At 72.4% G+C, this 26,468-nt stretch carries 25 protein-coding genes; 17 read left to right on the forward strand and 8 right to left on the reverse strand.

From position 1 onward, the window contains the following. The first annotated feature begins 66 nt into the window (after positions 1–66). The 13 genes from ACO0M4_RS07200 (at position 67) to ACO0M4_RS07260 (ending at position 11,696) form a co-directional block, all read left to right on the forward strand. Positions 67–1,050 carry a sugar ABC transporter substrate-binding protein gene (locus ACO0M4_RS07200; RefSeq protein ID WP_430368865.1) on the forward strand — a complete coding sequence of 328 codons (984 nt, stop codon included), beginning with the start codon at positions 67–69 and terminating at the stop codon, positions 1,048–1,050. Continuing rightward, positions 1,047–2,114 (forward strand): ABC transporter permease, encoded by a 1,068-nt coding sequence (locus tag ACO0M4_RS07205; protein WP_430368866.1) that lies wholly within the window; start codon positions 1,047–1,049, stop codon positions 2,112–2,114. Before ACO0M4_RS07200 ends, ACO0M4_RS07205 begins: the two co-directional genes overlap by 4 nt. Continuing rightward, a complete protein-coding gene (locus ACO0M4_RS07210) occupies positions 2,111–2,920 on the forward strand; it encodes an ATP-binding cassette domain-containing protein (protein ID WP_430368868.1) in 810 nt (269 codons plus the stop codon). Before ACO0M4_RS07205 ends, ACO0M4_RS07210 begins: the two co-directional genes overlap by 4 nt. Before the next feature lie 251 nt (positions 2,921–3,171). Then, positions 3,172–4,293, forward strand: a complete 1,122-nt coding sequence (locus ACO0M4_RS07215; RefSeq protein WP_430368869.1) for an ROK family glucokinase — start codon at positions 3,172–3,174, stop codon at positions 4,291–4,293. Then, positions 4,290–4,862, forward strand: a complete 573-nt coding sequence (locus tag ACO0M4_RS07220) for a hypothetical protein (protein ID WP_430368870.1) — start codon at positions 4,290–4,292, stop codon at positions 4,860–4,862. Before ACO0M4_RS07215 ends, ACO0M4_RS07220 begins: the two co-directional genes overlap by 4 nt. Before the next feature lie 65 nt (positions 4,863–4,927). Continuing rightward, the gene (gene pcaC, locus ACO0M4_RS07225; protein ID WP_430368872.1) at positions 4,928–6,199 is read left to right on the forward strand and encodes a 4-carboxymuconolactone decarboxylase; all 1,272 of its coding nucleotides are present in this window, start codon (positions 4,928–4,930) and stop codon (positions 6,197–6,199) included. 82 nt (positions 6,200–6,281) lie between these two features. After that, the gene (locus ACO0M4_RS07230; protein WP_430368873.1) at positions 6,282–6,920 is read left to right on the forward strand and encodes an MBL fold metallo-hydrolase; all 639 of its coding nucleotides are present in this window, start codon (positions 6,282–6,284) and stop codon (positions 6,918–6,920) included. Between the two features lie 30 nt (positions 6,921–6,950). Continuing rightward, on the forward strand, positions 6,951–7,730 hold the full coding sequence (locus ACO0M4_RS07235; RefSeq protein WP_430368874.1) for an exodeoxyribonuclease III: 780 nt from the start codon (positions 6,951–6,953) through the stop codon (positions 7,728–7,730). Between the two features lie 124 nt (positions 7,731–7,854). Next, positions 7,855–8,295: a DUF6278 family protein gene (locus tag ACO0M4_RS07240; protein ID WP_430368876.1), complete on the forward strand. Its 441-nt coding sequence runs from the start codon at positions 7,855–7,857 to the stop codon at positions 8,293–8,295. A 110-nt stretch (positions 8,296–8,405) separates the two neighbouring features. Then, entirely contained in the window at positions 8,406–9,149 is a 744-nt protein-coding gene (locus ACO0M4_RS07245; protein WP_430368877.1) for an amino acid ABC transporter ATP-binding protein, read from the forward strand. A 13-nt stretch (positions 9,150–9,162) separates the two neighbouring features. Continuing rightward, positions 9,163–10,110: a glutamate ABC transporter substrate-binding protein gene (locus ACO0M4_RS07250; protein WP_430368878.1), complete on the forward strand. Its 948-nt coding sequence runs from the start codon at positions 9,163–9,165 to the stop codon at positions 10,108–10,110. Between the two features lie 81 nt (positions 10,111–10,191). Beyond that, on the forward strand, positions 10,192–10,836 hold the full coding sequence (locus ACO0M4_RS07255) for an amino acid ABC transporter permease (RefSeq protein ID WP_430368879.1): 645 nt from the start codon (positions 10,192–10,194) through the stop codon (positions 10,834–10,836). Further along, a complete protein-coding gene (locus ACO0M4_RS07260) occupies positions 10,833–11,696 on the forward strand; it encodes an amino acid ABC transporter permease (protein WP_430368881.1) in 864 nt (287 codons plus the stop codon). The genes ACO0M4_RS07255 and ACO0M4_RS07260 overlap by 4 nt, the downstream gene beginning before the upstream one ends. Before the next feature lie 219 nt (positions 11,697–11,915). Here ACO0M4_RS07260 and ACO0M4_RS07265 read toward each other — a convergent pair whose 3' ends face one another. Continuing rightward, a complete protein-coding gene (locus ACO0M4_RS07265; protein WP_430368882.1) occupies positions 11,916–12,371 on the reverse strand; it encodes a pyridoxamine 5'-phosphate oxidase family protein in 456 nt (151 codons plus the stop codon). 126 nt (positions 12,372–12,497) lie between these two features. Next, the gene (locus ACO0M4_RS07270; RefSeq protein ID WP_430368884.1) at positions 12,498–14,105 is read right to left on the reverse strand and encodes an alpha/beta fold hydrolase; all 1,608 of its coding nucleotides are present in this window, start codon (positions 14,103–14,105) and stop codon (positions 12,498–12,500) included. 262 nt (positions 14,106–14,367) lie between these two features. On the opposite strand from ACO0M4_RS07270, the gene ACO0M4_RS07275 reads away from it, so the two are divergent. Then, positions 14,368–15,198 carry a class I SAM-dependent methyltransferase gene (locus ACO0M4_RS07275; RefSeq protein WP_430371285.1) on the forward strand — a complete coding sequence of 277 codons (831 nt, stop codon included), beginning with the start codon at positions 14,368–14,370 and terminating at the stop codon, positions 15,196–15,198. 123 nt (positions 15,199–15,321) lie between these two features. On the opposite strand, the gene ACO0M4_RS07280 is transcribed toward ACO0M4_RS07275, so the two are convergent. Continuing rightward, positions 15,322–16,140: an alpha/beta fold hydrolase gene (locus ACO0M4_RS07280; RefSeq protein WP_430368886.1), complete on the reverse strand. Its 819-nt coding sequence runs from the start codon at positions 16,138–16,140 to the stop codon at positions 15,322–15,324. A 132-nt stretch (positions 16,141–16,272) separates the two neighbouring features. Here ACO0M4_RS07280 and ACO0M4_RS07285 point away from each other — a divergent pair, with 132 nt between their 5' ends. Then, entirely contained in the window at positions 16,273–17,613 is a 1,341-nt protein-coding gene (locus ACO0M4_RS07285; protein ID WP_430368887.1) for a PLP-dependent aminotransferase family protein, read from the forward strand. 95 nt (positions 17,614–17,708) lie between these two features. Here the strand turns inward: ACO0M4_RS07285 and ACO0M4_RS07290 are convergent, their stop codons facing one another. Both ACO0M4_RS07290 and ACO0M4_RS07295 read right to left on the reverse strand, forming a co-directional pair. After that, a complete protein-coding gene (locus ACO0M4_RS07290; protein WP_430368888.1) occupies positions 17,709–18,575 on the reverse strand; it encodes a GyrI-like domain-containing protein in 867 nt (288 codons plus the stop codon). Between the two features lie 111 nt (positions 18,576–18,686). Then, positions 18,687–19,721, reverse strand: coding sequence for a glutathione S-transferase family protein (locus ACO0M4_RS07295; protein WP_430368889.1), 1,035 nt, complete (start codon positions 19,719–19,721; stop codon positions 18,687–18,689). Positions 19,722–19,905: 184 nt separating this feature from the next. On the opposite strand from ACO0M4_RS07295, the gene ACO0M4_RS07300 reads away from it, so the two are divergent. Beyond that, the gene (locus ACO0M4_RS07300) at positions 19,906–20,835 is read left to right on the forward strand and encodes a hypothetical protein (protein ID WP_430368891.1); all 930 of its coding nucleotides are present in this window, start codon (positions 19,906–19,908) and stop codon (positions 20,833–20,835) included. Between the two features lie 112 nt (positions 20,836–20,947). Here ACO0M4_RS07300 and ligD read toward each other — a convergent pair whose 3' ends face one another. The 3 genes from ligD to ACO0M4_RS07315 all read right to left on the reverse strand — a co-directional run bounded on the left by ligD (position 20,948) and on the right by ACO0M4_RS07315 (position 24,301). Continuing rightward, the gene (gene ligD / locus ACO0M4_RS07305; RefSeq protein ID WP_430368892.1) at positions 20,948–21,928 is read right to left on the reverse strand and encodes a non-homologous end-joining DNA ligase; all 981 of its coding nucleotides are present in this window, start codon (positions 21,926–21,928) and stop codon (positions 20,948–20,950) included. A gap of 477 nt (positions 21,929–22,405) precedes the next feature. Then, positions 22,406–23,506: a calcium:proton antiporter gene (locus ACO0M4_RS07310; protein ID WP_430368893.1), complete on the reverse strand. Its 1,101-nt coding sequence runs from the start codon at positions 23,504–23,506 to the stop codon at positions 22,406–22,408. 51 nt (positions 23,507–23,557) lie between these two features. Further along, positions 23,558–24,301: a hypothetical protein gene (locus tag ACO0M4_RS07315; RefSeq protein ID WP_430368895.1), complete on the reverse strand. Its 744-nt coding sequence runs from the start codon at positions 24,299–24,301 to the stop codon at positions 23,558–23,560. Between the two features lie 241 nt (positions 24,302–24,542). Here ACO0M4_RS07315 and ggt point away from each other — a divergent pair, with 241 nt between their 5' ends. Next, positions 24,543–26,369, forward strand: coding sequence for a gamma-glutamyltransferase (gene ggt, locus ACO0M4_RS07320; protein WP_430368896.1), 1,827 nt, complete (start codon positions 24,543–24,545; stop codon positions 26,367–26,369). The last annotated feature ends 99 nt before the right edge of the window (positions 26,370–26,468 follow it).

The raw sequence follows: 26,468 nt of genomic DNA on the forward strand, positions 1-26,468 counted from the left end.
CCGGGACAGCGACAAGAGCGGGAAAGGCAAGTCCTCGTGGCAAGGGTTCGAAGAAGAGGACGCGTCGTGGGCGCCGTGCTGGCAGCGGTACTCGGCGTTTCCCTGGCGGGGTGCAGCAGCACCGGAGGCAAGCGAGCCGAGGAGGAGCGCGCCGCGCAGACCGCCGGCGGCAAGTCCGTCGTGCACACCCCCCGGTGGACCTTCGCGATGGTCACCCACTCGGGAGACGGCGACACGTTCTGGGACATCGTGCAGAAGGGCGCCCAGCAGGCCGCCGACAAGGACAACATCAACTTCGTCTACGCGCACGACAAGGAGGCCCAGCGGCAGAGCGAGCTCGTGCAGTCCTACATCGACCAGAAGGTCGACGGGCTGATCGTCTCGCTGGCCAAGCCGGACGCCATGAAGGACGTCGTCCTCAAGGCCGAGAAGGCCGGCATCCCGGTGATCACGGTGAACTCCGGCGCCGACGAGTCCAAGGCGTTCGGCGCGCTCACCCACATCGGCCAGGATGAGACGGTGGCCGGCGAGGCGGTCGGCGAGGAGCTGACCAAGCGCGGGGAGAAGAAGGCCCTCTGCGTCCTGCACGAGCAAGGCAACGTCGGCCACGAGCAGCGCTGCGACGGGGCCGCGAAGACCTTCAAGGGCGAGATGCAGAAGCTGTACGTGGACGGCACCAACATGCCCGACGTGCAGGCGTCCATCGAGTCCAAGCTCCAGGCCGACCCGTCCATCGACGCCGTGGTCACCCTCGGCGCGCCGTTCGCCGCCACCGCCGTCAAGGCCAAGGAGCAGGCCGGCAGCAAGGCCGAGATCGACACCTTCGACCTCAACGCGCAGGTCGCGACCGGTCTGAAGGACGGCTCGCTGGGCTTCGCGGTCGACCAGCAGCCCTACCTCCAGGGCTACCAGGCGGTCGACCTGCTGTGGCTGTACAAGTACAACGCCGACGTCCTCGGCGGCGGCAAGCCGGTGCTCACCGGCCCCCAGGTGATCACCAAGCAGGACGCCGCCGCGCTCCAGCAGTACACGCAGCGGGGGACCCGATGAGCACCGCCGACGCACCGACCCGGCAGCCCGCGTCGTCCGAGGGCGCGGGCGACGAGCGGCTGCTGCACCGTTCCCTGACCCGTCGGCTGATGAGCCGCCCCGAGCTGGGCTCGGTGGTCGGCGCCATCGCCGTCTTCGTCTTCTTCTCACTGATTGCCGAACCGTTCCTGCGGCCCGCCAGTCTCTCCACGATCCTGTACGCGTCCTCGACGATCGGCATCATGGCCGTACCGGTGGCGCTGCTGATGATCGGCGGGGAGTTCGACCTGTCGGCCGGCGTCATGGTGGTCAGCTCGGCGTTGATCTCGTCGATGTTCAGCTACCAGATGACCGCCAACACCTGGGTCGGCGTCGGGGTGTCGCTGCTGGTCACGCTGGGCATCGGCGTCCTCAACGGGGTGCTGCTGACCCGGACGAAGCTCCCCAGTTTCGTCATCACGCTGGGCACCTTCTTCATGCTGACCGGCCTCAACCTGGGCTTCACCAAGCTGATCAGCGGCACCGTCTCCACCAAGTCCATCGCCGACATGGAGGGCTTCGACTCCGCCCGTGCGGTCTTCGCCTCGCACCTGACCATCGGGGGCGTCGACATCCAGATCACCATCGTGTGGTGGCTGGTGCTGGTCGCGCTCGCCACCTGGATCCTGCTGCGGACCCGGGCCGGCAACTGGATCTTCGCGGTGGGCGGCAACGCGGACGCCGCCCGGGCGGTCGGCGTCCCGGTCACCCGCACCAAGATCGGCCTCTACATGGGCGTCGCGTTCGCCGCCTGGATCTCGGGCCAGCACCTGCTGTTCTCGTTCGACGCGATCCAGTCCGGCGACGGCGTCGGCAACGAGTTCCTGTACATCATCGCGGCGGCGGTCGGCGGCTGCCTGATGACCGGCGGCTTCGGCTCGGCGATCGGCGCCGCGGTCGGCGCGTTCATCTTCGGCATGGCCAGCAAGGGCATCGTCTACGCGCAGTGGAACCCGGACTGGTACAAGTTCTTCCTCGGCGCGATGCTGCTGCTCGCCACGCTCCTGAACGCCTGGGTCCGCAAGCGGGCGGAGGACAAATCATGACGGCACTGGTCGAACTCCATGACGTCAGCAAGTTCTACGGCAGCGTCAAAGCGCTGACCGGCGTGACGCTGGAGGTGCACGCGGGCGAGATCACCTGCGTCCTCGGCGACAACGGCGCCGGCAAGTCCACCCTCATCAAGATCATCGCGGGGCTGCACCAGCACGACGCCGGCGCCTTCAGCATCGAGGGCGAGGAGACCCGGCTCGGCTCCCCGCGCGAGGCCCTGGACCGCGGTATCGCCACCGTCTACCAGGACCTGGCCGTGGTGCCCCTGATGCCGGTGTGGCGGAACTTCTTCCTCGGCTCGGAGCCGACCACCGGCGTCGGCCCGTTCCGACGGCTCGACGTGCGCACCATGCGCGAGACCACCCGCGCCGAGCTGCTGCGGATGGGCATCGACCTCCGCGACGTCGACCAGCCCATCGGCACCCTCTCCGGCGGCGAACGACAGTGCGTCGCCATCGCCCGCGCCGTCTACTTCGGCGCCAAGGTCCTCGTCCTGGACGAGCCGACCGCGGCGCTCGGCGTCAAGCAGTCCGGCGTGGTGCTCAAGTACGTCGCGGCCGCCAGGGACGCCGGACTCGGCGTGGTGTTGATCACCCACAACCCGCACCACGCCTACCTGGTCGGCGACCGCTTCGTCCTGCTCAAGCGCGGCACGATGGCCGGCAGCCACCTGAAGTCGGAGATCGCCCTGGAGGAGCTGACCCGCCAAATGGCGGGCGGCAGTGAGCTGGAACAACTCAGCCACGAACTGGCCCGCACCGGCCCGACGGAGTTCCCCGGCGGTCACCGGCCCGAGTGAACCCGCGCCGCGCCCCGCACCGGTTCCCGGCCACCGCGGGGTGCGGCGCCCCGCATCGCGGTGCGCCGGATGGCGCGGGTGATGCACAATCGCACCGGACCATCCAGCGAGGCCCCGGCCTCCCCGATACCCGCAGGGACGAGACGACTCTTGCGCGCACGCAGCCGCCGAGACCCTAACGGCAGCCGGCCCGGCTGTCCCGGCCGCCGCCCCGGCAGCCCTACCGGCGACGAGGTCCGAGGGGTGATCCGATGAGCATGTACCGGGACCGGGCGCACCGCGGGAGTGCCCGCGCCACCGTCCTGCGCACCGTCGGCGCCAGAGAGCGCCGCTCCCACCTGACCGCCCCCCGGGTGCCCACCGTCGGCATCGACATCGGCGGCACCAAGGTGATGGCCGGCGTGGTCGACGCCGACGGCACCATCTTGGAGAAGGTCCGCACCGAGACGCCGGACAAGTCCAAGAGTCCCAAGGTCGTCGAGGACACCATCACCGAGCTGGTGCTGGACCTCTCCGACCGGCACGACGTGCACGCGGTCGGCATCGGCGCGGCCGGCTGGGTGGACGCCGACCGCTCCCGGGTGCTCTTCGCCCCCCACCTGAACTGGCGCAACGAGCCGCTGCGGGACCGCCTCGCCGACCGGCTGGCCGTCCCGGTCATGGTCGACAACGACGCCAACACCGCCGCCTGGGCGGAGTGGCGCTTCGGCGCCGGCCGCGGCGAGGACCACCTCGTCATGATCACGCTCGGTACCGGCATCGGCGGCGCCATCCTGGAGGACGGCGCCGTCAAGCGCGGCAAGTACGGGGTGGCCGGCGAATTCGGCCACATGCAAGTGGTCCCCGGAGGCCACCGCTGCCCCTGCGGCAACCGCGGCTGCTGGGAGCAGTACAGCTCCGGAAACGCCCTGGTCCGCGAGGCCCGGGAGCTGGCCGCCGCCGACTCCCCGGTCGCGTACAACATCATCGAGCGGGTCGGCGGGCGGGTCGGCGACATCACCGGCCCGCTGATCACCGAGCTGGCCCGGGAGGGCGACGCGATGTGCGTCGAACTCCTCCAGGACATCGGCCAGTGGCTCGGCGTCGGCATCGCCAACCTCGCCGCCGCCCTCGACCCGTCCTGCTTCGTCATCGGTGGCGGCGTCAGCGCCGCCGACGACCTGCTGATCGGCCCGGCCCGGGACGCCTTCCGGCGCCACCTCACCGGCCGCGGCTACCGCCCCGAGGCCACCATCACCAAGGCCCAGCTGGGCCCCGAGGCCGGGATGGTCGGCGCCGCCGACCTCGCCCGGCTGGTGGCCCGCCGCTTCCGGCGCGCCAACCGCCGTCGTGCGGAGCGCAACGCGCGCTACGAACGGTCGGGCCGCCGATGACCGAACCGGACCCCCCAGCCATGCACGACGACCACCACCCGGGCGCCCAGACCCGCCCCCGGACCCGCCGACCCTTCCTGATGGCGCTGGTCATCTTCCTGCTGATCACGATCCCGGCCGGCTACTTCGTCATCTCCGCCGAGCAGAGCCGGGACAGCGGCGAGGACAAGGAGTCCGAGGCCGCCGCCACCGGCCTGACCAACGCCTTCCCCACCAAGCTCCAGCAGCGGATCTACGACGTCCCGGTGCCGATCGGCTCCACCCCGGTCTACTACTACGAGACCAACTCCTGGCAGACCAGTTCGCTGTTCGTGCAGTTCCGGACCAACGACTGGGGCCTGACGCAGTACCTCGCGGCCGTCGGCACCAGCACCGCCGCCCTCAAGAAGGGCGCGATCACCATCCCGCCGGACCAGGCAGCCAAGGTCGGCTGGGACTTCCAAGCCGACTGGCCCTGGCAGGGCGTCGCGGTCAACCGGCCGGCGCCGCAGCCCTCCCAGCGGATCGTGGTCAGCGAGGACGAACCCGGGCACCCGGTCGTTTACACCGTTTCGACCGTGCAGTTCTGATCTGTGACCCCCGCTTCCTGACCCGGGTGTCAGGACCGCGTCACGGCGTCGGTTAGCGTGGTCGGGTGAGCGAGAAGACCCTGCAGCACCGGATCGATGGTCCCGATGGCGCCCCCGTCCTCGTCCTGGGGGCCGCCCTCGGGACGACCTGGCATATGTGGGATCGGCAGATCCCCGAGCTGACCCGCCAGTGGCGCGTCATCCGGTTCGACCTGCCCGGCCACGGTGGATCGCCCGCCCACGCGGCGAGTTCCATCGCCGAACTCGCCGACCGGCTCGTCACCACCCTCGACGCCCTGGGCGTGGAGCGGTTCGGCTACGCGGGCTGTGACATCGGCAGCGCCGTCGGCACCCAGCTCGCCCTCACCCGCCCGCAGCGCGTCACCTCCCTCGCGCTGGTGTCCTCCTCGCCGCGCTACGGCACCGCCGACGCCTGGCGTCAGCGCGGGGTGGTGATCCGCACCAACGGACTCGACCCGATCGCCCGCACCGCGCCCGAGCACTGGTTCACCCCGGGCTTCGGCACCGCCCAGACCGCCATCGTCGAATGGGCCGTCCAAATGGTGCGGACCACCGACCCCGGTTGCTACATCGCCGCCTGCGAGGCACTGGCCGCCTACGACGTGCGGTCCTCCCTGGGCCGGGTGGGCGTGCCCACGCTCGTCGTCGTCGGCGCCGAGGACCAGGTCACGCCCACCACCGATGCCCGCACCCTGGTCGCCGGCATACCGGACGCGAGCCTGGCGCTGATCCCCGGCACCTCGCACCTGGCCCCCGTCGAGCAGCCGGCGGCCGTCTCCGAACTGCTCATCCGCCACTTCAGCACCGCCTGGCACGACAAGCCCGGCCCGGCCGCCATCAGCGCGGCCGCCCCCAAGCCGCAGATCGCCCCGCCGATGCCGACCCACGCCCCGGCCGCCATCGAGTCCGGCCTGTCGCAGCCCGCCCAGGTCCGCGGCGGCACGTACGAGCAGGGCATCAAGGTCCGCCGCGAGGTGCTCGGCGACGCGCACGTGGACCGGGTGGAGGCCGCCACCGACGACTTCAACGCCGACTTCCACGACTTCATCACCCGCTACGCCTGGGGCGAGACCTGGACCCGGCCCGGTCTGGACCGCCGCACCCGCAGCATCATCACCCTCACCGCGCTGGTCGCCCGCGGTCACCACGAGGAACTCGCCCTGCACACCCGCGCCGCGCTCCGCAACGGCCTCACGCCCGCGGAGATCAAGGAGATCCTGCTCCACACCGCGGTCTACTGCGGCGTCCCGGCCGCCAACTCCGCCTTCGCGGTGGCCCGGAAGGTCATACAGGAGGAGACGACCCCGGAGGCATGAGGGCGGGGGCGGGTCCGCACGGCTCCCCGGCCGTTGTCCACAGCCCGCCCGGGCGGCCGTCCCGGCGCGGCAAGATGACCTCATGGAACTCACCAAGAAGACCCATGCCTGTGTCCGGATCGAGAAGGCCGGGCGGACGCTGGTCATCGATCCCGGGGTGTTCAGCGAGGAGGACGCGGCCGTCGGCGCGGACGCGATCCTGGTGACGCACGAGCACCCGGACCACTTCCAGGAGGACCGGTTGCGCCGCGCCATGGAGGCCAACCCGGCGGCCGAGGTCTGGACCCTGGCCAGTGTCGCCGACCAGATCTCGGCGGCCTTCCCGGGCCGGGTGCACACCGTCGGCGAGGGGGACGCCTTCACCGCCGCCGGCTTCGACGTCGAGGTGCACGGGCAGCTGCACGCGGTGATCCATCCGGACATCCCGCGCATCACCAACGTCGGCTTCCTCCTGGACGGCACCGTCTTCCACCCCGGCGACGCGCTGACCGTCCCCGAGGGCCGCACCGTCGACACCCTGCTACTGCCGGTCCACGCGCCGTGGAACAAGGTCTCCGAGATCATCGACTACGTCCGCGAGGTCGCCCCGCGCCGGGCCATCGACATCCACGACAGCCTGCTGGCGGACCACGCCCGCCCGGTCTACGACGGCTTGATCGACAAGCTGGCCGGGACCGACCACGGCCGCCTCACCCCGGGCGCCCACTCCGAGGTGGGCTGACTGTCAGTGCCGCGCGGTAGGTTTACGGACATGCGCATCGCGACCTGGAACGTCAATTCGATCACCGCCCGCCTCCCCAGGCTGCTGGCCTGGCTGGAGCAGTCCGGCACGGATGTGCTGTGCGTCCAGGAGACCAAGTGCTCCGACGAGCAGTTCCCCTACGACCAGCTCCGCGAGCTGGGCTACGAAGCCGCGGTCAACGCCACCGGTCGGTGGAACGGCGTCGCCCTGCTCTCCAAGGTCGGCCTGACGGACGTGGTCAAGGGACTCCCCGGCGGCCCGGAGTACGAGGGCGTGCAGGAGCCCCGCGCCGTCTCGGCGACCTGCGGCCCGGCCCGCGTCTGGTCGGTCTACGTTCCCAACGGCCGCGAGGTCGACCATGCGCACTACGCCTACAAGCTCGGCTGGTTCGAGGCCCTGAAGGCCGCGGTCGCCGAGGACGCGGTGGGCACCCGCCCGTTCGCGGTCCTCGGCGACTTCAACGTCGCGCCGACCGACGAGGACGTCTGGGACCCGGCCGTCTTCGAGGGCCTCACCCACGTCACGCCGGCCGAGCGCGCCGCCCTGGGCGCCCTCCGCGAGGCCGGCCTCGCGGACGTGGTACCCCGCCCGCTGAAGTACGACCGGCCGTACACGTACTGGGACTACCGCCAGCTCGCCTTCCCCAAGAACCGCGGAATGCGCATCGACCTCGTCTACGGCAACGCCCCGTTCGGCAAGGCCGTCTCGGACGCCTATGTCGACCGCGAGGAGCGCAAGGGCAAGGGCGCCTCGGACCATGCGCCCGTGGTGGTCGACCTGGACGTGTGAGCCGGTGGTGCGCCTTCCGTAACTCTCCGGTGCGCCGGGGAGGCGCGTGGGGGTACCGAGCAGGCCCCGGCGATGTGCCGCGCGCCTGTGGCCGCGGCACGGGGGCGGGTGGGACCCTCGCACCATGAACCTGTCTTTCCTGGACAAGTGGCGTAGGCGCACGGACGTGGCCGGGTCGGTGCCGCTCGCCGAGTCGGTGCGCGCGGATCCCGAGAGCGTCGTCGAGCTGCTCTCCGAATGCGAGCTGCTGCGCGACCAGGCGGCCACCGCCGGGGTCGAACTCGACGACTCCGTACGGTCGTTGGAGGAACTCGACCAGCTCCAGCCGGTGTGGCGCGACGACCCGGAGGTGCTGCCCTGGCTCGGCAACGACGCCGGGCTCTACCTCGGCACGGTCGTGGTGCGCACGGTCCGTGACGCGGTCTGGTACGTCTGGCCGGACGGGCAGCCGGTGGTGCGGCTGGCGTCCGGTCGGGAGGTCGACGTGGTGGCCGCCGGGCATGCCTGGGCCGACGACGGCGCCCCCGAGCTCTCCCAGGTCTACGCCGAGGTCGCCGAGGGCTGACGCGCCGGGCCGAACGGCCCGCCCCCGCGCGTGTCACCGGCGAAGTGCCCCATTCGTACGGGTAAGTTGCGGTCTCTCCGCTGTCCGGACGAGAGGGGGCGGGTCCCTCCATGGCCGAGGACGCGCTGATCGAGCTGCGCGGGGTCAACAAGCACTACGGGCCGTTGCACGTCCTCCAGGACATCGACCTCACCGTCGGCCGTGGCGAGGTCGTGGTGATCATCGGCCCCTCCGGATCCGGCAAGTCGACCCTGTGCCGGACCATCAACCGTCTGGAGCCCATCGAATCGGGCACCATCCTGCTCGACGGCGTACCGCTGCCCCAGGAAGGCCGGGCGTTGGCCCGGTTGCGCGCCGACGTCGGCATGGTCTTCCAGTCGTTCAACCTCTTCGCGCACCGGACCGTGCTGGACAACGTGATGTTGGCGCCGGTGAAGGTCCGCAAGAAGCGGAAGGAGGACGCGGAACGGCGGGCCCGCGAACTCCTCGACCGGGTCGGACTCGCCGCCCACGCCGCCAAATACCCGGTACAGCTCTCCGGCGGCCAGCAGCAGCGCGTCGCCATCGCCCGCGCACTCGCCATGGAACCCAAGGCGCTGCTCTTCGACGAGCCCACCTCGGCCCTCGACCCCGAGATGATCAACGAGGTGTTGGAGGTGATGCGGCAGCTCGCCCGGGACGGCATGACGATGGTCGTGGTCACCCACGAGATGGGCTTCGCCCGCTACGCCGCCCACCGCGTGGTGTTCATGGCCGACGGCCGGATCATCGAGGACCGCACCCCGGAGGAGTTCTTCACCGCGCCGCGCAGTGCACGCGCCAAGGACTTCCTCGCCAAGATCCTCAAGCACTGAACGGGGCGCCGCGATGCCGCACCTCCCCACCCCGTCGTGCCGCCGCCGCCCGCGCCCGCTCCCGGTGGGCCGCGCGCTGCTGCTGACGCTGCTGGTGCTGGCGGCGGTGGGTTGCGGCCGGCCCGGCAGCCCACCTGTCAAGGGCCCCAAGGCCGCTGACCTGCCGCGCTATGCGGTGGCTCGGAACTTCTCGCTGCCCGCCTCGCCGACCTGGACGGCCGCCAAACGCCGCGGCCGGCTCATCATCGGCGTCAAGGAGGACCAGCCCTACCTCGGCGAACGGGACCCGGCCAGCGGGACCTACCGCGGTTTCGACATCGAGATCGCCAAGATGATGGCGGCCGCGCTCGGCTTCCCCGAACGCGCCGTGACGTTCCGCACCATCGCCTCCGCCAACCGCGAGACCGCGCTCCAGAACGGCCAGATCGACCTCTACGTCGGCACCTACACCATCAACGCCAAGCGCACGCGGCAGGTCGGCTTCGCCGGCCCGTACTACCTGGCCGGTCAGTCCCTCCTGGTGCGCAGCGACGAGCACGACATCCACGGTCCGCAGAACCTGGCTGGCAAACGCGTCTGCTCGGCCGCCGGCTCCACCCCGTACCAGCGCATCGAGGCCGACTACCCCCGGGCCGTCCTGGTGGCCTACGACACCTATTCGGTGTGCGTGGACAACCTGCTGACCTATCAGGTCGACGCGGTCACCACCGACGACGCGATCCTGCTCGGCTACGCGGCCAAGGTGCCCGACCAACTGAAGGTCGTCGGCGCGCCGTTCTCCAAGGAGCCGTACGGCATCGGCGTGCGGCGCAGCGACCACGCGCTGCGGTTCGCGCTGGACGACGCACTCGCCGCGGCGGAGCGGAACGGCACCTGGCAGAAGGCGTACCGGGCCACGCTCGGGGTGTCCGGGGTGCCGGCGCCGGCACCGCCCCCGATCAACCGCTATCCGGCGGGTTGAGCACCCGCGGCCGGCGCGGAACCGCGCACCCGGAACGACCGGACGACCCGGAACGATCAGGAACTGGAGCAGGGCCGAACCATGGACGTTCTCCTCGACAACCTCTCCCTCTACGGGCGCGGTCTGCTCGGCACCGTGGAACTGACCGTCTACGCCGCCCTGCTCGCCCTCGCCCTCGGCTTCCTCATGGCGGCCTTCCGGGTCGCCCCGGTCCGCTCCCTGCGGGTCTTCGGCACGGCCTGGGTGACGGTGCTGCGCAACACCCCGCTGACGCTGCTGTTCTTCGCGGTGCTGCTGGGGCTGCCGCGCTTCGGCCTGGTGCTGCCCTTCACCGTCTTCGCCGTCCTGGCGCTGGGCTGCTACACCTCCGCGTTCCTCTGCGAGGCGGTGCGCGCCGGCATCAACACCGTGCCGGCCGGCCAGGGGGAGGCGGCCCGCAGCCTGGGCATGAGCTTCCGGCAGACGCTCGGCCTGGTGGTGCTGCCGCAGGCGTTCCGCTCGGTCATCCCGCCGATCGGTTCGACCCTGATCGCGCTCGCCAAGAACTCCGCGATCGCCGGCTCGTTCAGCGTCGTCGAACTCCTCGGCGTCTACAAACCGCTCAACGAAAGGGGCTACGGCATCGTCTGGTCCTTCGTCTGGATCGCGGTCGGCTACCTCCTCGTGACCCTGACCATCAGCGCGCTCTTCAACGCGCTGGAGAAGCGCTACGGAGTCGCCCGATGACCAGCGTCCTGTACGACCTGCCGGGCCCGCGGACCCGGCGCCGGCACCGGTACTTCGGGCTCGCCGGGACGCTGGTGCTGCTCGCCCTGGTCGGCTGGATCCTCGCCCTCCTCTTCCGCACCCACCAGTTCACCGCGGCGAAGTGGACCCCCTTCACCTACGAGGGCATCCAGGAGTTGCTGCTCACCGGAGTGGCCAACACCCTGCGGGCGTTCGGGCTGGCGGCGGTGGGGTCGCTGGTGCTGGGCGGGGCACTGGCGGCCGGGCGGCTCTCCGCGCACCGATTCCTGCGGTGGGCGTGCACCCTGCTGGTGGAGTTCTTCCGCGCCATGCCGGTGCTGGTGATGATCTTCTTCATCTACGTCGCGCTGCATGCGGATCCGCTGACCGCCCTGGTCAGCGGCCTGACGCTGTACAACGGTTCGGTGCTGGCGGAGGTCTTCCGCTCCGGCGTCAACTCCGTCGAGCGCGGCCAGGGCGAGGCCGCGTACGCGCTGGGGATGCGCAAGACCCAGGTGATGGTGCACGTGCTGGTGCCGCAGGCGGTCCGGGCGATGCTGCCGGCGATCATCTCCCAGCTGGTGGTCGCCCTGAAGGACACCTCGCTCGGCTTCCTCATCACCTACGAGGAGTTCCTGCACGCCGGCAAGCTCATCGCGTCCAACCTCGACTACGACCTGCCGTTCATCCCCGTCGTCATGATCATCTCGCCGATCTACATCGGGATGTGCATGCTGCTGTCCTGGCTGGCCACCTGGGCCGCTCGACGGCAGCGGCGCAACCCCAAGGTCGAGGCGGGCGGGGTGGCCGCCCCGGAGCCGGCGACGCTCCGACAGGAGGACCACCGGGCGCGGGGCTGAACGGGCGCCGCCCGGCGGCCCGTTCAGCGGAACCGGCGGGCCATCCACGGGCTGTGCGCGGCGTGCCCGATCAGCTCCTTGTGGGACGTCGGCGAAGTTCACCGCGTCCAGCACGGTGAACGCCCCGGCGGAGGTCCGGCGGGTGGTCTGGTCCGCGCCGATGTCGTCGGTGACCGTGACCGTGACCTGGACCCGGGTGTGCTGTGGAGTGCGGTGGCGTCAGACCTGCCAGACGCCGTTCCGCAGGAGTTCCCGCCCGGCCAGCTCGTTCTCCTCGCGCCAGACCAGCAGGCGGTGCGGGGTGAAGCGGAGGAAGACCCACGCAGCGCGGCCGCGCGGGTTCCAGCCGAGCTTGACGGCGAGGGCGTCCGCCGCGTCCAGTGGCAGGGCGTCGTTGGCCAGTACCTCGACGGTGCAGTCGGCGAGCACCACGTCCCGGGTGGTCCCCAGCGCCACCCGGCTCTCCCCGCGGGCGGCGAGGTTGCGGGCGGTGGGGTTGGTGCCCTTGGTGGACATCACCAGGCGCTCGCGGTGCCAGATGAACGACAGCGGCACCAGGGTGGGTGCGCCGTCGGCGGAGGCGGACGAGACCCAGGCGTCCTCTTCCGTCTCCAGCAGCCGGAGGGCGTCCCGTTTGCGTTGTGCGGCGTCGCGGGGTGGGGGGAGAGTTCTCATGGCGGGGAGCGTAACGAGCCCGCTCCGCCCACCGCTTCGGGCGGAAGCCGTAGGCCGGCGGTCGTAGGTCCGGACCGCCGCCCTACGGCTTTTGGGTCTGCCCGGTGGATCAGGGCCGGATGGGCCCTAGTCGCGGACCGGTACCGACACGTACGACGGGTCGTCCGCCGGGGAGGAGAACGCCAGTCGGGCGCCGGCGGGGTTCTGGGCGATGTAGAGCGGGTCGACGGTGTCCATGACCACCGCGAGCCGGTGCCCGGCGGGCACGTTGTAGGCGGTGGCGGAGAGGTCCAGGTCCATGCCGAACGGCCGGCCCGGGGTCTTGTCGTGGAAGGTGAACGGGGCGTGGGTGACCAGTTTGCCCAGGCCCAGCGGGCCGACGTCGTAGAGGTAGGCGATGGCGGTGCCGCTGGTGGCGGTGGGGGTCACGGTGGTGTGCAGGTGGGTGGTGCCGCGCACCCGCTGCCCGCTCTCGTACGGCGCGGACTGCCAGACGGCGGCGGCCGAGCGCGGCAGCAGCGGGATGGAGGCCATCGGCGGCAGCCGGAGGAACTGGTCCAGCATGCTGGAGAGGAAGATCAGTCCGCCGTCGGCGCCGGAGTCGATTCCGGTGCGGACGCGCTGGGTGCCGCCCAGGGCGATCCGGCGGTGTGCGGAGGGGACGTCCTGCCAGCTCTTGTAGCCCTCGTAGGCGCCGGTGGAACGGGACTTGAGGAGGACCGGCGACTCGCGGTCGATGCCGTTGTCCGCGCCCTGGAGATAGTGGTCGAACCAGCGCTTGGTGTCGTTCCAGGTGTCGTTGGGCAGTCCGAGCAGGCCCAGTCCCTCGGCGGTGGCGTGGTCGCCGGGGCGGAACTCCAGCCGCTTGGGGCCCTTGAGCTTCTCGAAGAACGCCGCGTACTGGTTGGGTGGGAAGAGGGAGTCGCCCCAGGCGTTGCCGAGCAGGATCGCCGCCCCATTGGCATTGATCTGGTCGAGGTAGGTGGCCGGGGAGCGCTTCCGGCCCCACTCGATCATGTCCTTTTCCTTGGCCATGTTGGCGCTGAGGAAGTCCTTGAGGATCCGCTGGAGTTCCGGGCTGGGGCGCCCGGTCAGCGCGCCCAAGCCGCCGAGCGTCGCCGCCGCCTGGAGGTGCGGGGTGCGTCCGCTGTAGATCGAGCCGATCAGGTCGGCCCAGCCGCTGAGTGCCGCGACCACCTTGATCCGCTTGTCGGACGCGGCGGCCAGCAGGCTGATCCCGGCGCCGTAGGAGACGCCGGCCATGCCGACCTTGTGCGGGTCGGCGGGGGTGTGTGCCAGTGCCCAGTCGATGACCTTGGAGGCGTCGGCGACGTCCTGCGGTCCGGCGGTCTCTATCTGCCCGCCGGACTGCCAGAAGCCGCGCGAGTTGTAGCCGACCACGACGTATCCGGCGGCGGCCAGTTTGCGGGCCTGCGCGAGGTATTCGACCTGGGGCATCGCCCAGCTGGTGGGCAGCACGATCAGCGGGTACCGCCGGCCGCCGTCGGCGCCGGAGGGGGTGAAGACGTTCGCCTTGAGGGTGATCCCGCCCGCGCCGGTGATGTCGACGAACCGCAGGGTGGGGGAGTCCGTGGCCGCCGGCCGGGCGGTGGCCGCGGTGCGGGCGGGTGCCGGCGCGGCGCTCGCCGGGGCGCCGGTGAGGACCGTGGTGGCGAGCACCGCCGCGGAGACGGTGCCGATCGCGGCGCGCAGAGTGGTGCGGGAGGGCGTCATCTTCTGCTCCAGATCTCGACGCGAGCCGCACGGGACGCTGTCCAGAGGACTCCAAGGACAGGAGGGGCGCCCGGCGGCTCGATGTGACTGGAGGGTAAGGTCCACTGCTTACCTCTGGTAACCCGTCGGTAGGTTACGGCTGGGTAACACCGGTGTGCGAGGGGAGAGTTCGGCGCGCTCCCGGACGTTGGCGGAGTGCACGTTACGGAACGAGACGCGAGGGAAAGGCGGGGCGAACGTGACGGACGCGGGGGAGGGGCGGATGCCCGGGGCGGCGCAGACGCCGTTCGACGCCAGCGAGCGACGGGCCTGGGCCGGCCGGGCCGCGGCGTACGCGGCGGGCTTCGGCCGACTGTGCGCGTATACGGTGCCGCGGCTGCTGGACGCCGCCGGTGTCGGCGAGGACACCCGGGTGCTGGACGTCGGCACCGGTACCGGCACCGCGGCGGCGGTGGCCTGCGCCCGCGGGGCCCGGGTGACCGCCGTCGACACCGAACCCGACATGGTGCACAGCGCCGCGGCCGCCGTCCCCGAGGCCACCGTCCAGGTCGCCGCCCTCCCCCACCTCCCCTTCCCCGACGGTGCGTTCGACGCCGTCGTCGGGAACTTCGTGCTCAACCACGTCGGGCGGCCCGGTGCGGCCCTCGCGGAGTTGCGCCGGGTGACCCGGCCGGGCGGCCGGATCGCGCTGACCATCTGGTCCGCACCGCCCGCATCGGGCCAGGCGCTCCTCGGCCGCGCGGTACAGGCGGCCGGCGTGCCCCGACCGCTGGACATCCCCGCCCTCGCGCCCGAGGACGACTTCCCGCGCACCGAGGACGGCCTCGCGGAACTGCTGCGCACCGCCGGCCGGCTGGCCGGGGTGCGGTGCGCCACGGTGTCCTGGGAGCACCGCACCACGCCGGAGGAATGGTGGTGCGGCCCGGCGGCCGGCGTGGCGACCATCGGCCGGGTCGTCACCTCCCAGGGGCCCGCGACCACCGAGCGGATCAGACGCCATTTCGTCGAGCTGGCCGCCGAGTTCGCCGCACCGGACGGGCAACTGGTGCTGCCGCACGCGGCGTTGCTGGCGTCCGGGCAGGTCGGCGAGTAGCCGGCCGCGGACGGCGCCGATCACTGGAGCGACGGCCCGGTGCGGGGACTCCGCGCTCGGCCACTGCCAGGGCGTTGACGACGCGTACGGACGGCCCGGCGCGGTCCGCTCACCGGGGCGCGCTCAGCCCGCCGGCGTGACCGGGTTCGGCAGGGCGGTCAGGAAGTCCGCCAGCGCCGCGTTGAACTGCTCCGGGCGCTCCAGGTTCGGCAGGTGACCGGCGTCCTGAATGACCGCCAGGTGCGAGCCGGGCACCGCCTCGTGGATCAGTCGGGCGTCGGCGACCGGGGTGAACTCGTCCTCGGTGCCCACCACGACCAGGGTGGGCACCGTGACCCGCGGCAGCAGCCCGGTGTAGTCCCGCCGCTCGGCCCGACCGCGCAGGGCGGCCGCGGCGCCCTCGGGGGAGGCGTTCCGCATCATCCCCAGGACGTGCTCGGCGACCGCCGGCCGCGCCGTGACGTTGGCCGGCGAGATCATTTTGGGCAGCACCTCGTGCGCGTACCCGGCCATCCCCTCGGTCAGGAGCCGCTGCGCGGTACGCAGGCGCACCGCCCGGCCCGCCTCGGTGTCCGCCGCCGCGAAGGTGTCGGCGAGCAGCAACGCTCGGATCCGCTCAGGGAACTGCCGGTAGCACTCCATGACGATCTGCCCGCCCATGGACAGCCCGCCCAGCACGCACCGCTCGATCCCGAGCCGGTCGAGCAGGTCGGCGAGGTCCCGGGCGAAGGTCTCCAGCGGGGTCTTGCCGGGCACCACCGAACTGCCGCCGTAGCCGCGGAGGTCCGGTGCGATCACTCGCATCCCGGCGCGGCTGAAGTGCGTGATCTGCGGGCGCCACATCGAGCGGTCGAAGGGGTGGCCGTGGACGAGCACCAGCGGCTCACCACTGCCCTCGTCCTCGTACTCCACCGTGATCCCGTCATATTGCACCGATGCCATGACACACCTCTCCTGGCCGCACCACCTGCGGCCCTGCTGCATCCGGGGGTTGACGGATCGATGCTATGAGGAGCATTGTCTCGGCACAATAGAAACAATGTGCTCGGTGCAATGTGAGGGAGGGGAGCGCCTATGTCGGGGGACGACTACCGCGCCATCGCCGACGAACTGGCCGCGGCCATCGCGGCCGGCCGGCTGCGCCCGGGGGACCGGCTGCCGCCACTGCGCCGGTTCGCCCAACGACGGCGGATCGCCGACTCGACCGCGGCCCGGGTCTACCGCGAACTGGGCCGGCGCGGCCTGACCGTGGGCGAGGTCGGCCGCGGCACCTTCGTCCGCACGGCGCCACCGGCGACCGAGCCCGCACTGGCCGAACCCGGCGGCCACCGCATCGACCTGGAGCTGAACTTCCCCGTCCTGCCCGGGCAGCCCGCGCTCCTCGCGCGCAGCCTCGGCCAGCTGCTCCAGCAGGACGACGCGCTTGCCGCGGCGCTGCGCCCGGCCGGCGCCGCCGGCACCCCGGCCGCCCGGCAGGCCGCCGCCGCACACCTCGCCCGGGCCGGCTGGGTCCCCGACGCCCGGCGGCTGCTCTTCGCGGGCAGCGGCCGGCAGGCCCTCGCCGCCGCCTTCGCCACCCTGGTCCCGCCCGGTGAACGCCTCGGCGTCGAAGCGCTCACCTTCCCCGTCGTCAAGGGCATCGCGGCCCGCCTCGGCATCACCCTCGTCCCGTTGGCCATGGACGAGCACGGCGTCACCCCCGACGCGCTGCGCGCCGCCGCCCCCCTGCGCGCGGTCTACCTCCAGCCCGCACTGCACAACCCGCTCGGCACCACCATGCCCGGCGCGCGCCGCGCGGAACTCGCCGCGACGCTGCGCGCGTTGGACCTGTACGCGGTCGAGGACGCCGTCTACGGTTTCCTCCGCCCCGACCTGCCGCCGCTCGCGGCCCTCGCGCCGGAGCGCACGGTGCTCGTCGACAGCCTCTCCAAACGCCTCGCCCCCGGGCTGACCCTCGGCTTCCTGGTGCCCCCCGACCACGACGCCGCCCCGGACTTCGCCGCCGCGCTCCGCTCCGGCGCCTGGACGGCCGCCGGCTTCGCGTTGGAGGCGGCGGTCCGCTGGCTGGGTGACGGCACCGCCACCGCCGTCGAAGCGGACAAGCGCGCCGACGCGGCGGCCCGCCAGCGGATCGTCGCTGACCGCCTGGCCGGCCAACGGCTCCGCGCCGATCCGCACTCCTACCACTGCTGGTGGGAGTTGCCCGAGCCGTGGCGGGCCGACACCTTCGTGGCCGCGGCGGCCCGCCACGGCATCGCGGTCACCCCGTCCGGCGCCTTCGCCGCCGGCGCCGGCCACGTCCCCAACGCGGTCCGGTTGGCCCTGGCCTCCCCGCCCGTCGACGTCCTGTCCGATGCCCTCGACGTCCTGGCCGGGCTGGTCCGCCGAACCCCGGAGGACGCCGGCGCGGAGTAGCGCCGACGCTCAACTCCCCCCAATGCGAGGGGAGTTCGTGACATCGAAGCGGTCCGGGCTCCGCCGCTCCCGTAGGCGCGGCGGAGCCCGGTGCCTCACACCGGTGTCCGCTCCACCGGTATCCACAGCTCCGTGGTCGCCTCCGCCCCGTCCGGCGTGATCCGCGTGCGCAGGATCTCCGGGCCGGGCCGGCTGCGGTACGGGTTCGACGGGAACCACTGGGCGAAGACGTCCGCCCACAGGCTCTGCAGCGCCTGCGGATACGGGCCGGTGTTCGCGAAGACCGCCCAGGTCCCGGGCGGGACGGTGAGCGCGTCCAGGTCGTCGGGCACCGGGACGTTCGTCACCACCGCGTGGTAGTAGTCGAGTTCGGTGCCCTCGGCGCGGCTCGGGTCGAGGCCGTCGCAGACCGCCACGATCCCCTCCGGGTCCTGGTCCGACAGCTCGTGGATCCGCCGCACCGTCTCCTTGCCCAGACCCTTGATGAACTCCGCGATGGCCGGGTTGACCCCCTCGTACACCAGCGGTACCCGGGCCTTCTTCCCGACCACCCGGAACTCTTCCTTCTCCACGATCCGGTACTCCATGGTGCTGCTCCCTTCGACGACGAGACGGAAGGCCATCCGGGGCTGGGAGCGCAGTGCCGCACCGGTCCGCCGGGCCTCGCCCGGGCCCACGCCGTGCAGTCCCCGGAACGCCCGGGCGAACGCCTCGCCCGAGCCGTAGCCGTACCGCACCGCGATGTCCAGCAGCGTCCGCTCGCCGGCCAGTACCTCGGCGCCCGCGACGGTCAGCCGCCGGCGCCGCAGGTACTCCGACAGCGGCATCCCGGCCAGCGCGGAGAACATCCGCCGGAAGTGGTACTCCGACGTCATGGCGATCCGCGCCAGTTCGCCCGCCTCGACCGGACGGTCGAGATGGCGTTCGATGTGCTCCATGGCTTCGTTCAGCCGCTCCAGCACCTCGGTCTCCTTCCCTTTCGATCACTCACGCTAGGGAAGGCCCACTCTGTCGGACCCGACAATCGGTGCCCGCTCCGGTCGGGTGGATCAGAGGATGGATCGGCGGATGGATCAGGGGCGCCCCGACGGCGGGACCTCCTCGCCCGGCGGGACCGGACCCGGCGGTGTGCCGTCGCCGAACGGCCGTCCGCCCAGCTCCTCGCGGTGGTGCGGGGTCAGCCAACCGGACAGGTCCGGGCCGAGCGGGACGATGCCGGTGGGGTTGATGCCCGTGTGCACCCGGTAGTAGTGCTGCTTGATGTGGTGGAAGTCCACCGTGTCGCCGAAACCGGGCGTCTGGAACAGGTCCTTGGCGTACGCCCACAGCACCGGGTCCTCGGCCAGCTTGAACCGGTTGCACTTGAAGTGGCCGTGGTAGGCGGCGTCGAAGCGGACCAGCGTCGTGAACAGGCGGATGTCGGCCTCGGTGATCGTGTCGCCGACCAGGTACCGCCGGTCCGACAGCCGGTCGGCGAGCTGGTCCAGCCGCCCGAAGAGCACGTCGAACGCCTCGTCGTACTCGCCCTGGCCGGTGGCGAAACCGGCCCGGTACACCCCGTTGTTGACGTCCCGGTAGACGTCGGCCATCACGGCGTCGATCTCCGCGCGGTGCGCCGGTGGGTAGAGGTCGGGCGCCCCGGGCCGGTGCAGCGCCGTCCACTCGGTCGCGAAGTCCAGGGTGATCTGCTGGAAGTCGTTGGTGACCAGCTGCCCACTGGGGACGTCCACCAGCGCGGGGACGCTGACGCCGCCGGGGTAGCCGGTCTCGCGGGCGTCGTACGCCTCGCTGAGGAAGCGGATGCCGAGGACCGGGTCCCGGCCGCCCGGGTCGAGGGTGAAGCGCCAACTGCGGTCGTCCTGGAGGGGGTCGACGACGGCCAGCGACAGCGCGTCCTCCAGGCCGAGCAGCCGCCGGGAGATCACCGCGCGGCTCGCCCACGGGCAGGCGCGGCTGGCCACCAGCCGGTAGCGGCCGGCCGCCACCGGCCAGCCGTCGCGGCCGTCGGCGGTGACCCGGTCGGCGAAGTGGCTGCGGGAGCGTTTGAAGGGCCGGTGGCCGTACGCGGGGTTGCCGTCGTCACCGGGGGCGGGGTCGGGGGCGGGCATCGCCGGTTCCTTCCGTCGAGGTCGAGGGGCGGTGTCCCGAAATGCCTTCCCGCGTCGCCGGGGGATTCTCCCGGTGCGTCAGCCGCCCGGCGCACGGTGAATCCTGACGGAATGTCCGGCAGCTGAGCGGAAATCGAAAACGCCAACTCACCGGTAATTGGCGGAATTCACCTAGCATCGCCCGATGATTAAGAAGGCAATAGGTGTGGCCCTCGTCGGCGTCGCGTTGCTGGCGCCGACGACGGCCACCGCACAGGAGCGGCATCCGGCCCCCGCGCCCCACCCCGGCGGGACCGACTGGCAGCGGGTCGGGGACGGCATCACCGCCGGCATCAGCGGCCTGGCCGTCGAGGACCGGCACGGCGGTGCGATCGACGCCGTCGGCGTCCGTGACAACAAGAAGCCCGGCCAGAACCGGCTGGTGGCGATAGGTCTTGGCCCGGGCGCCGCGCCGCGGGTACGGCCGCTGGACTGGGCCGGCGAGCTGCCCGTGGACCTGGAGGCGATCGACGCGGTCCCCGGCCGGCCGCACGAGTTCGTGGCGCTGGCGAGCGACGGCACCGCCTACCGCGTCGTCCGGGAAAAGGACACCGTGCGGGTGCTCGGCACATTCCGCCTGCCCGGCATTTCCCCGGATGCCAACCACGAGGGATTCGCGCTCTTCGTCGTCCACGGGAAATCCGTCGCGGTCTGGGCGGATCGCGGCCAGGACGACCGTCCGGCGACGCTGTCGGCGGCCGAGTGGAATCCGGCGGACAACTCCGTCGGAAAGCCGGTATCGGCGGAATTCCGGGCGCCGTACCCGACGGAGCACGTCCGGCACGTCTCGGACCTGAAGCTCGCCGCCGACGGTCGGCTGACCGTGTCGTCGGCGTCCGACCCGGGCGACGACGGCCCGTTCGCCTCCGCGCTCTACGACGCCGGGCGGGTCACCGTCTCCCGGGACGGCCGCATCCGACTGGCGGTGTCCGACCGGCCGCGGCGGCTCGCGACGGTCTCCGGACACAAGGTCGAGGCGCTGGCCAGTCTGCCCGGCTCCCGGGACGGGATCCTCGGCTCCGACGACGAGAACGCCGGCGGCTCGGTCGCCGTCGCCCGGTTCTGCCGCCCGTGACGGCACCGGGCCGCGGGTGAGGCGACCCGCCCGGTAGCCACGGCCGTGCCGTCCCACGGCCGTCGCCCGCCGTGGCGCGCCCCACCGCTTCGCCGGCCCGGTCGGGGGCGGCTCAGCCCAGCCGGGTCAGATCGGGCCGCAGTCGGTGCCAGACCGGATGCCGGATCCGGCCCGCCGAGGTCCAGCCGCTGAAGGCGATCTCGGCCACCAGCCGGGGCTCCGCCCAGTGCACCCCCGTCAGGTCCACGGGGTTGACGAACGGCGAGTGGTCCAGCGGGATCACGCTCAGGTAGTGCGCCAGTTCCCGCCGCTCATGGTCGGAGAGTCCCGACCCCACCGCCCCCACGAACCGCAGTCCGCCCGGTTCCACCACGCCCGCCAGGACCGACCCGGGCAGCCCGCTGAGCGCCCCGTGCCCCTCCGTCCAGCCGCCGAGGACGACGTCCAGCGTCTCCACGTGCTTGGTCTTCACCCAGTCGGGTGAGCGCACCCCCGGGAGGTACGGCGAGGACAGCCGCTTGGCCACCACACCCTCCAGGCCACCGCGCAGCGCCGCCTGCCACGCCCGGTCGCCGTGGCCGGCCACGTACCCCGGCACCGACCAGTTGGGGCCGGCCAGTCCCAGCCCCGTCAGCACCGCCCGCCGCTCGTGGTACGGCGCGTCCAGCAGGGAACCGCCGAGGTACATCACGTCGAAGAGCACCAGCTGAACGGGCAACTCCATCGCCAGTCGGGCGGTGCGGCGCGGGTTGAGCACGCCCATCCGCCGCTGCAACAGCCCGAAGTCGGGCCGGCCGGCGGGGTCCAGCACCACCACCTCGCCGTCCAGCACCGCGGGCCGTCCGCGCAGCTGCTGCCCGAGCGGGCTCAGTTCGGGGTAGGTCGTGGTGGCGTCGTTGCCGGCCCGGGTGACCAGGTGGACCGTGCCGTCGCCCGCTGTGTTGACCAGGCACCGGGCCCCGTCCCACTTGGCCTCGAACGCCCAGCCGGTCTGCTCGGGCTCCGGCGGCAGCGGCCCGAGCACGGCCAGCATCGGCCGGATCACGGGATACGGGGGCGGGGCCGCGCCGCTGCCCTCGGGGGTCGGGGCCATACTCCGATGATCGGCGGAGCCGGTGGTCCGCGCAGGACGGGCCGCGGCGGCCCAGGGAGCGGTCGCCCCACCCCTTCCGGATCCACCGCCGGCAGCGCACATGGCCCCACCACCGCAGGACGACGACAGCACGATGACCACGTCACGACGCTCACGACGACCAGGCCACGACGACCGCGGCACGGCGGGCAGGGCACTGGGGGAGCGAGACGGGGGTCCGGCCGCGGGCGTACGGGGCGGGACGCCGCCGTACCGGGCACAGAAGAGGGGGGAAGCCCCGGCCGGACGGGGGAACCCAGCCGGGGCGGATCGAGGGGCGCGGCCCATTGGGCGCGCTGCCAATTGAACGATAAACCATTGTTGGGCGTTCCGGGGCCCAGGGTGACCGCTCTCACGCGCCGCCCGCCGGCCCGGTCGACGGAGCACGGGACGAGGTCCTTGGTGTCGTCCGTCAGCGCCGGACCGCCGGCACGCCCGTCAGGGGCTGACCGCCAGCACGATGTACGCCGCCAGCAGCGTCAGGTGGACGCTGCCCTGGAGCAGGGTGGCCCGGCCGGGTACCACCGTCAGGGTGCCGACGACGACGGTGAGCGCCAGCAGCACCATGTGACTGGCGCCCAGACCCAGGATGAGCGGGCCCTTCAGCCAGATCGTGGCCAGCGCGACCGCGGGAATCGTCAGGCCGATGCTGGCCATCGCCGAGCCCAGGCCGAGGTTGATGCTGGTCTGGATCCGGTCCCGGCGGGCCGCGCGGACCGCCGCGATGGTCTCCGGGAGCAGCACCAGCAGCGCGATCACCACACCCACCACGGACGACGGCAGGCCGGCCGAGGCCACCCCGGACTCGATGGTGGGCGAGACCGCCTTGGCCAGCCCCACCACCGCGATCAGCGCCAGCACCAACAGTCCCAGGCTGCCCAGCGCGGCCCGGCGGGTCGGCGGGTCGGCGTGGTCCTCGGAGTCGATCACCTCGCCGGCCGTGGTCACCGGCAGGAAGTAGTCCCGGTGCCGGATGGTCTGGGTGGTGACGAACAGGCCGTACAGCGCCAGCGCGGCGAGCGCCGCGAAGATCAGCTGCGGACCGGAGAACTGCGGCCCGGGCGTGGTGGTGGTGAAGGACGGCAGCACCAGGCTGAGCCCGGCCAGCGTGGCGACCGAGGCCAGCTCCGCCCCGGTGCCCTCGGCGTTGAAGACCGCCACCCGCCGCTTGAGCGCACCGACCAGCAGACAGAGCCCGACGATGCCGTTGCAGGTGATCATGACGGCGGCGAAGACCGTGTCCCGGGCCAGCCCGGCGCTCTTCTCCCCGCCGTCGACCATCAACGTGACGATCAGCGCCACCTCGATGATGGTCACCGCGACCGCCAGCACCAGCGACCCGAACGGCTCGCCCACCCGGTGCGCGATCACCTCCGCGTGGTGCACCGCGGCCAGCACCGCCGCGGCCAGGAACAGCGACACCACGGCCACCAGTGCCGTCGGCAGCGACCGCCCCCAGATCAGGGCCAGCAGCACCACCGCCACGACCGGCAGCGCACCGGCCCAGTGCAGGAAGGGCGTACGCGGGCGGGGGGTCATGCCCCCGAGCTTGGCAGAGAAGTGGGGCACCCGCCCGTCGGTGAAGTGGCCTCAGGCGGTCGCCCGGTGCTGCCCCTTGGCCTCCGCCGGCGCCAGCGCCGCCTTGCTGACGTCGGCCACCAGCTCCACCACGTCGGGCCCGTACGCCTGCGAGTTGACCACCTTCAGCAGCAGCGCGAACTGCCCGTCGGTCCCGTACCGACGGGCCAGCCGGGACCGGTTGCGGACCAGGTGACGGACCGCGGCCCGGTGGGTGACCGGGCGCTGACCGGCCGCCAGGAACACCGGCCGGCCGCCCTCCCCGGCCGTCAGCCGGGCCAGCAGTACGTACTCCACCGCCCCCGGCTCCATCCGGTACGCCGTCCCGCCGACGGTGAAGGTGCCCCGGCCGGCCCCGGTCGCGTCACCCGGGTGGACCGCGACGCCCGGCAGCAGGTTCGTCATGTGCGCGGCCAGCCGGCGGTGCGCGGTCGGGTCGCCAACGCAGAACTCGGTCCGCGCCCCGAAGCCCTGGAGCCCGGTGTCGTGCGGGGCGACCTCCGGGTGCGCACCGCAGTTCTCGATCACCGAGGCCAGCCCCAGCAGCGCCAGCGCGTCGTGCCGCGGGATGCTCCACTGGGCCGAGGCGCTGTCCCGGTGGGTGACCAGGACGCACTCGGAACCATCGGGCAGCCCGAAGAAGCCCTGTTCGCGGGTCAGCTTCCGGCGGGCCACCGCCGAGAATCCGGCCCAGCCGGCGGCCAGCCCCACGAGGAGGGCGACCGCCGCGGTCAGGAGCAGCAGGGTGTCGTTCATGGCGGGCGAGCGTACCGGCTGTCGGGCGGGTGTTCGAGGTCGGGGCGGCGGTCCGTGACGCTTGCCCGGGTCCGTCCCGGTACGGCGGGACCGTACGGCTCGGCCCCGAACCGTCCCGCCCTCCGGCCGCCCTCAGATGGCGGTCGGACACCCGAAATACCCCCTGTCGGCGCGCTGTTGCCCCCGGTAGGCTCCGGCCTCTGCCGCCCCCCATCGCGCTGCCCTTGGAGGAAGTCCAGGTATGTCGAACGTCCGACGTCTCACCGTCCTGGGAGTCACGGCCGCACTGGCCGGTTCCCTGATGGCCGTCCCGGCCGCCGCCCGGACCGCGGCACCCCGACCCGGCCCCGCGGCCCAGGACCCCGCCACCCCCGCCAAGACCCCGGTCGCCGTCGGCTACGGCGGGGCGGTCTCCAGCGTCGACGCGGACGCCTCGGCCGCCGGCATCGAGGTGCTCCGCAAGGGCGGCAACGCGGTCGACGCGGCGGTCGCCACCGCCGCCGCGCTAGGCGTCACCGAGCCCTACTCGGCCGGCGTCGGAGGCGGCGGCTACTTCGTCTACTACAACGCCAAGACCAAGACCATCCGCACCCTCGACGGCCGGGAGACCGCCCCGCGCTCCGCCACCAAGGACCTCTTCCTGGAGAACGGCAAGCCGATACCCTTCGACGACGCGGTCACCAGCGGGCTCAGCATCGGCACCCCCGGCACCCCCGCCACCTGGGACAGCGCCCTCAAGAAGTGGGGCAGCCGCTCCCTGGCGCAGGTGCTCAAGCCCGCCGAGAAGATCGCCGCGAAGGGCTTCATCGTCGACGCGACCTTCCGCCAGCAGACCGCGGACAACGAGGCGCGGTTCCGCGACTTCCCGGCCACCGCCGACCTCTTCCTGCCCGGCGGCAAGCTCCCGGTCGTCGGCTCGACGCTGAAGAACCCCGACCTGGCGCGCACCTACCGGGAGTTGGGGGCGAAGGGCGTCGATGCGCTCTACCGCGGCGCGATCGGCCAGGACATCGTCCGCACCGTCCAGCAGCCGCCCGTCCGCTCCGGCGTCACCCGCAAGGTCCGCCCCGGCGACCTGACCACCACCGACCTCCGCGCCTACCACACGCTCAGCCACCCGCCGACCCACACCACGTACCGCGGCCTGGACGTCTACGGCATCGCACCGTCGTCCTCCGGCGGCACCACCGTCGCCGAAGCGCTCAACATCCTGGAGAAGAGCGACCTTTCGCATCTGACCGAGGCGCAGTTCCTGCACCGCTACATCGAGGCCAGCCGGATCGCCTTCGCCGACCGCGGCCGCTGGGTCGGTGACCCCGCCTACGAGAACGTCCCCGTCAAGGGCCTCACCTCGAAGCGGTTCGCCGCCTCCCGGGAGTGCCTGATCAACGACGACAAGGCGCTCACCAGCCCGCTCGCGCCCGGAGACCCGCGCCACCCGACGCCCTGCGGCACCACCGGCCAGGCCGCCCCGACGACGTACGAGGGGGAGAACACCACCCACCTCACCGCCGCCGACAAGTGGGGCAACGTCGTCGCCTACACCCTCACCATTGAGCAGACCGGCGGTAGCGGCATCACCGTCCCGGGCCGCGGCTTCCTGCTCAACAACGAACTGACCGACTTCTCCTTCGCGCCCGCCAACCCGGCGGTGCACGACCCGAACCTGCCCGGCCCCGGCAAGCGGCCCCGCTCGTCCATCTCCCCGACCATCGTGCTGCGCCACGGCTCGCCCGTGCTGGCACTGGGCTCGCCCGGCGGCGCCACCATCATCACCACCGTGCTGCAAACCCTGGTCAACCACCTCGACCGCGGGATGTCGCTGGTGGACGCCATCGCCGCACCGCGCGCCAGCCAGCGCAACGCCGCCGCCACCGAACTCGAACCGGCCCTGTGGAACAGCCCGCTCCGCAAGCAACTCGAAGCCCTCGGCCACACCTTCAAGCTGAACCCGGAGATCGGCGCGGCCACCGGCGTGCAGCGGCTGTCGGACGGCCGCTGGCTCGCGGCGGCCGAGAAGGCCCGGCGCGGCGGCGGCTCGGCGATGGTCGTCGACCCGGCGCCGTAACACCCTGCGCGCAAGGCGGTCCGCAACTCCGACGACACCCCGATGACACCCGGACGGGCCGTGTGTGCCGTCCGTGTGTCGTCGATGTGCCGCGCCGCG

The organism is Streptomyces sp. RGM 3693 (assembly GCF_050471125.1).
Taxonomy (GTDB): domain Bacteria; phylum Actinomycetota; class Actinomycetes; order Streptomycetales; family Streptomycetaceae; genus Streptomyces.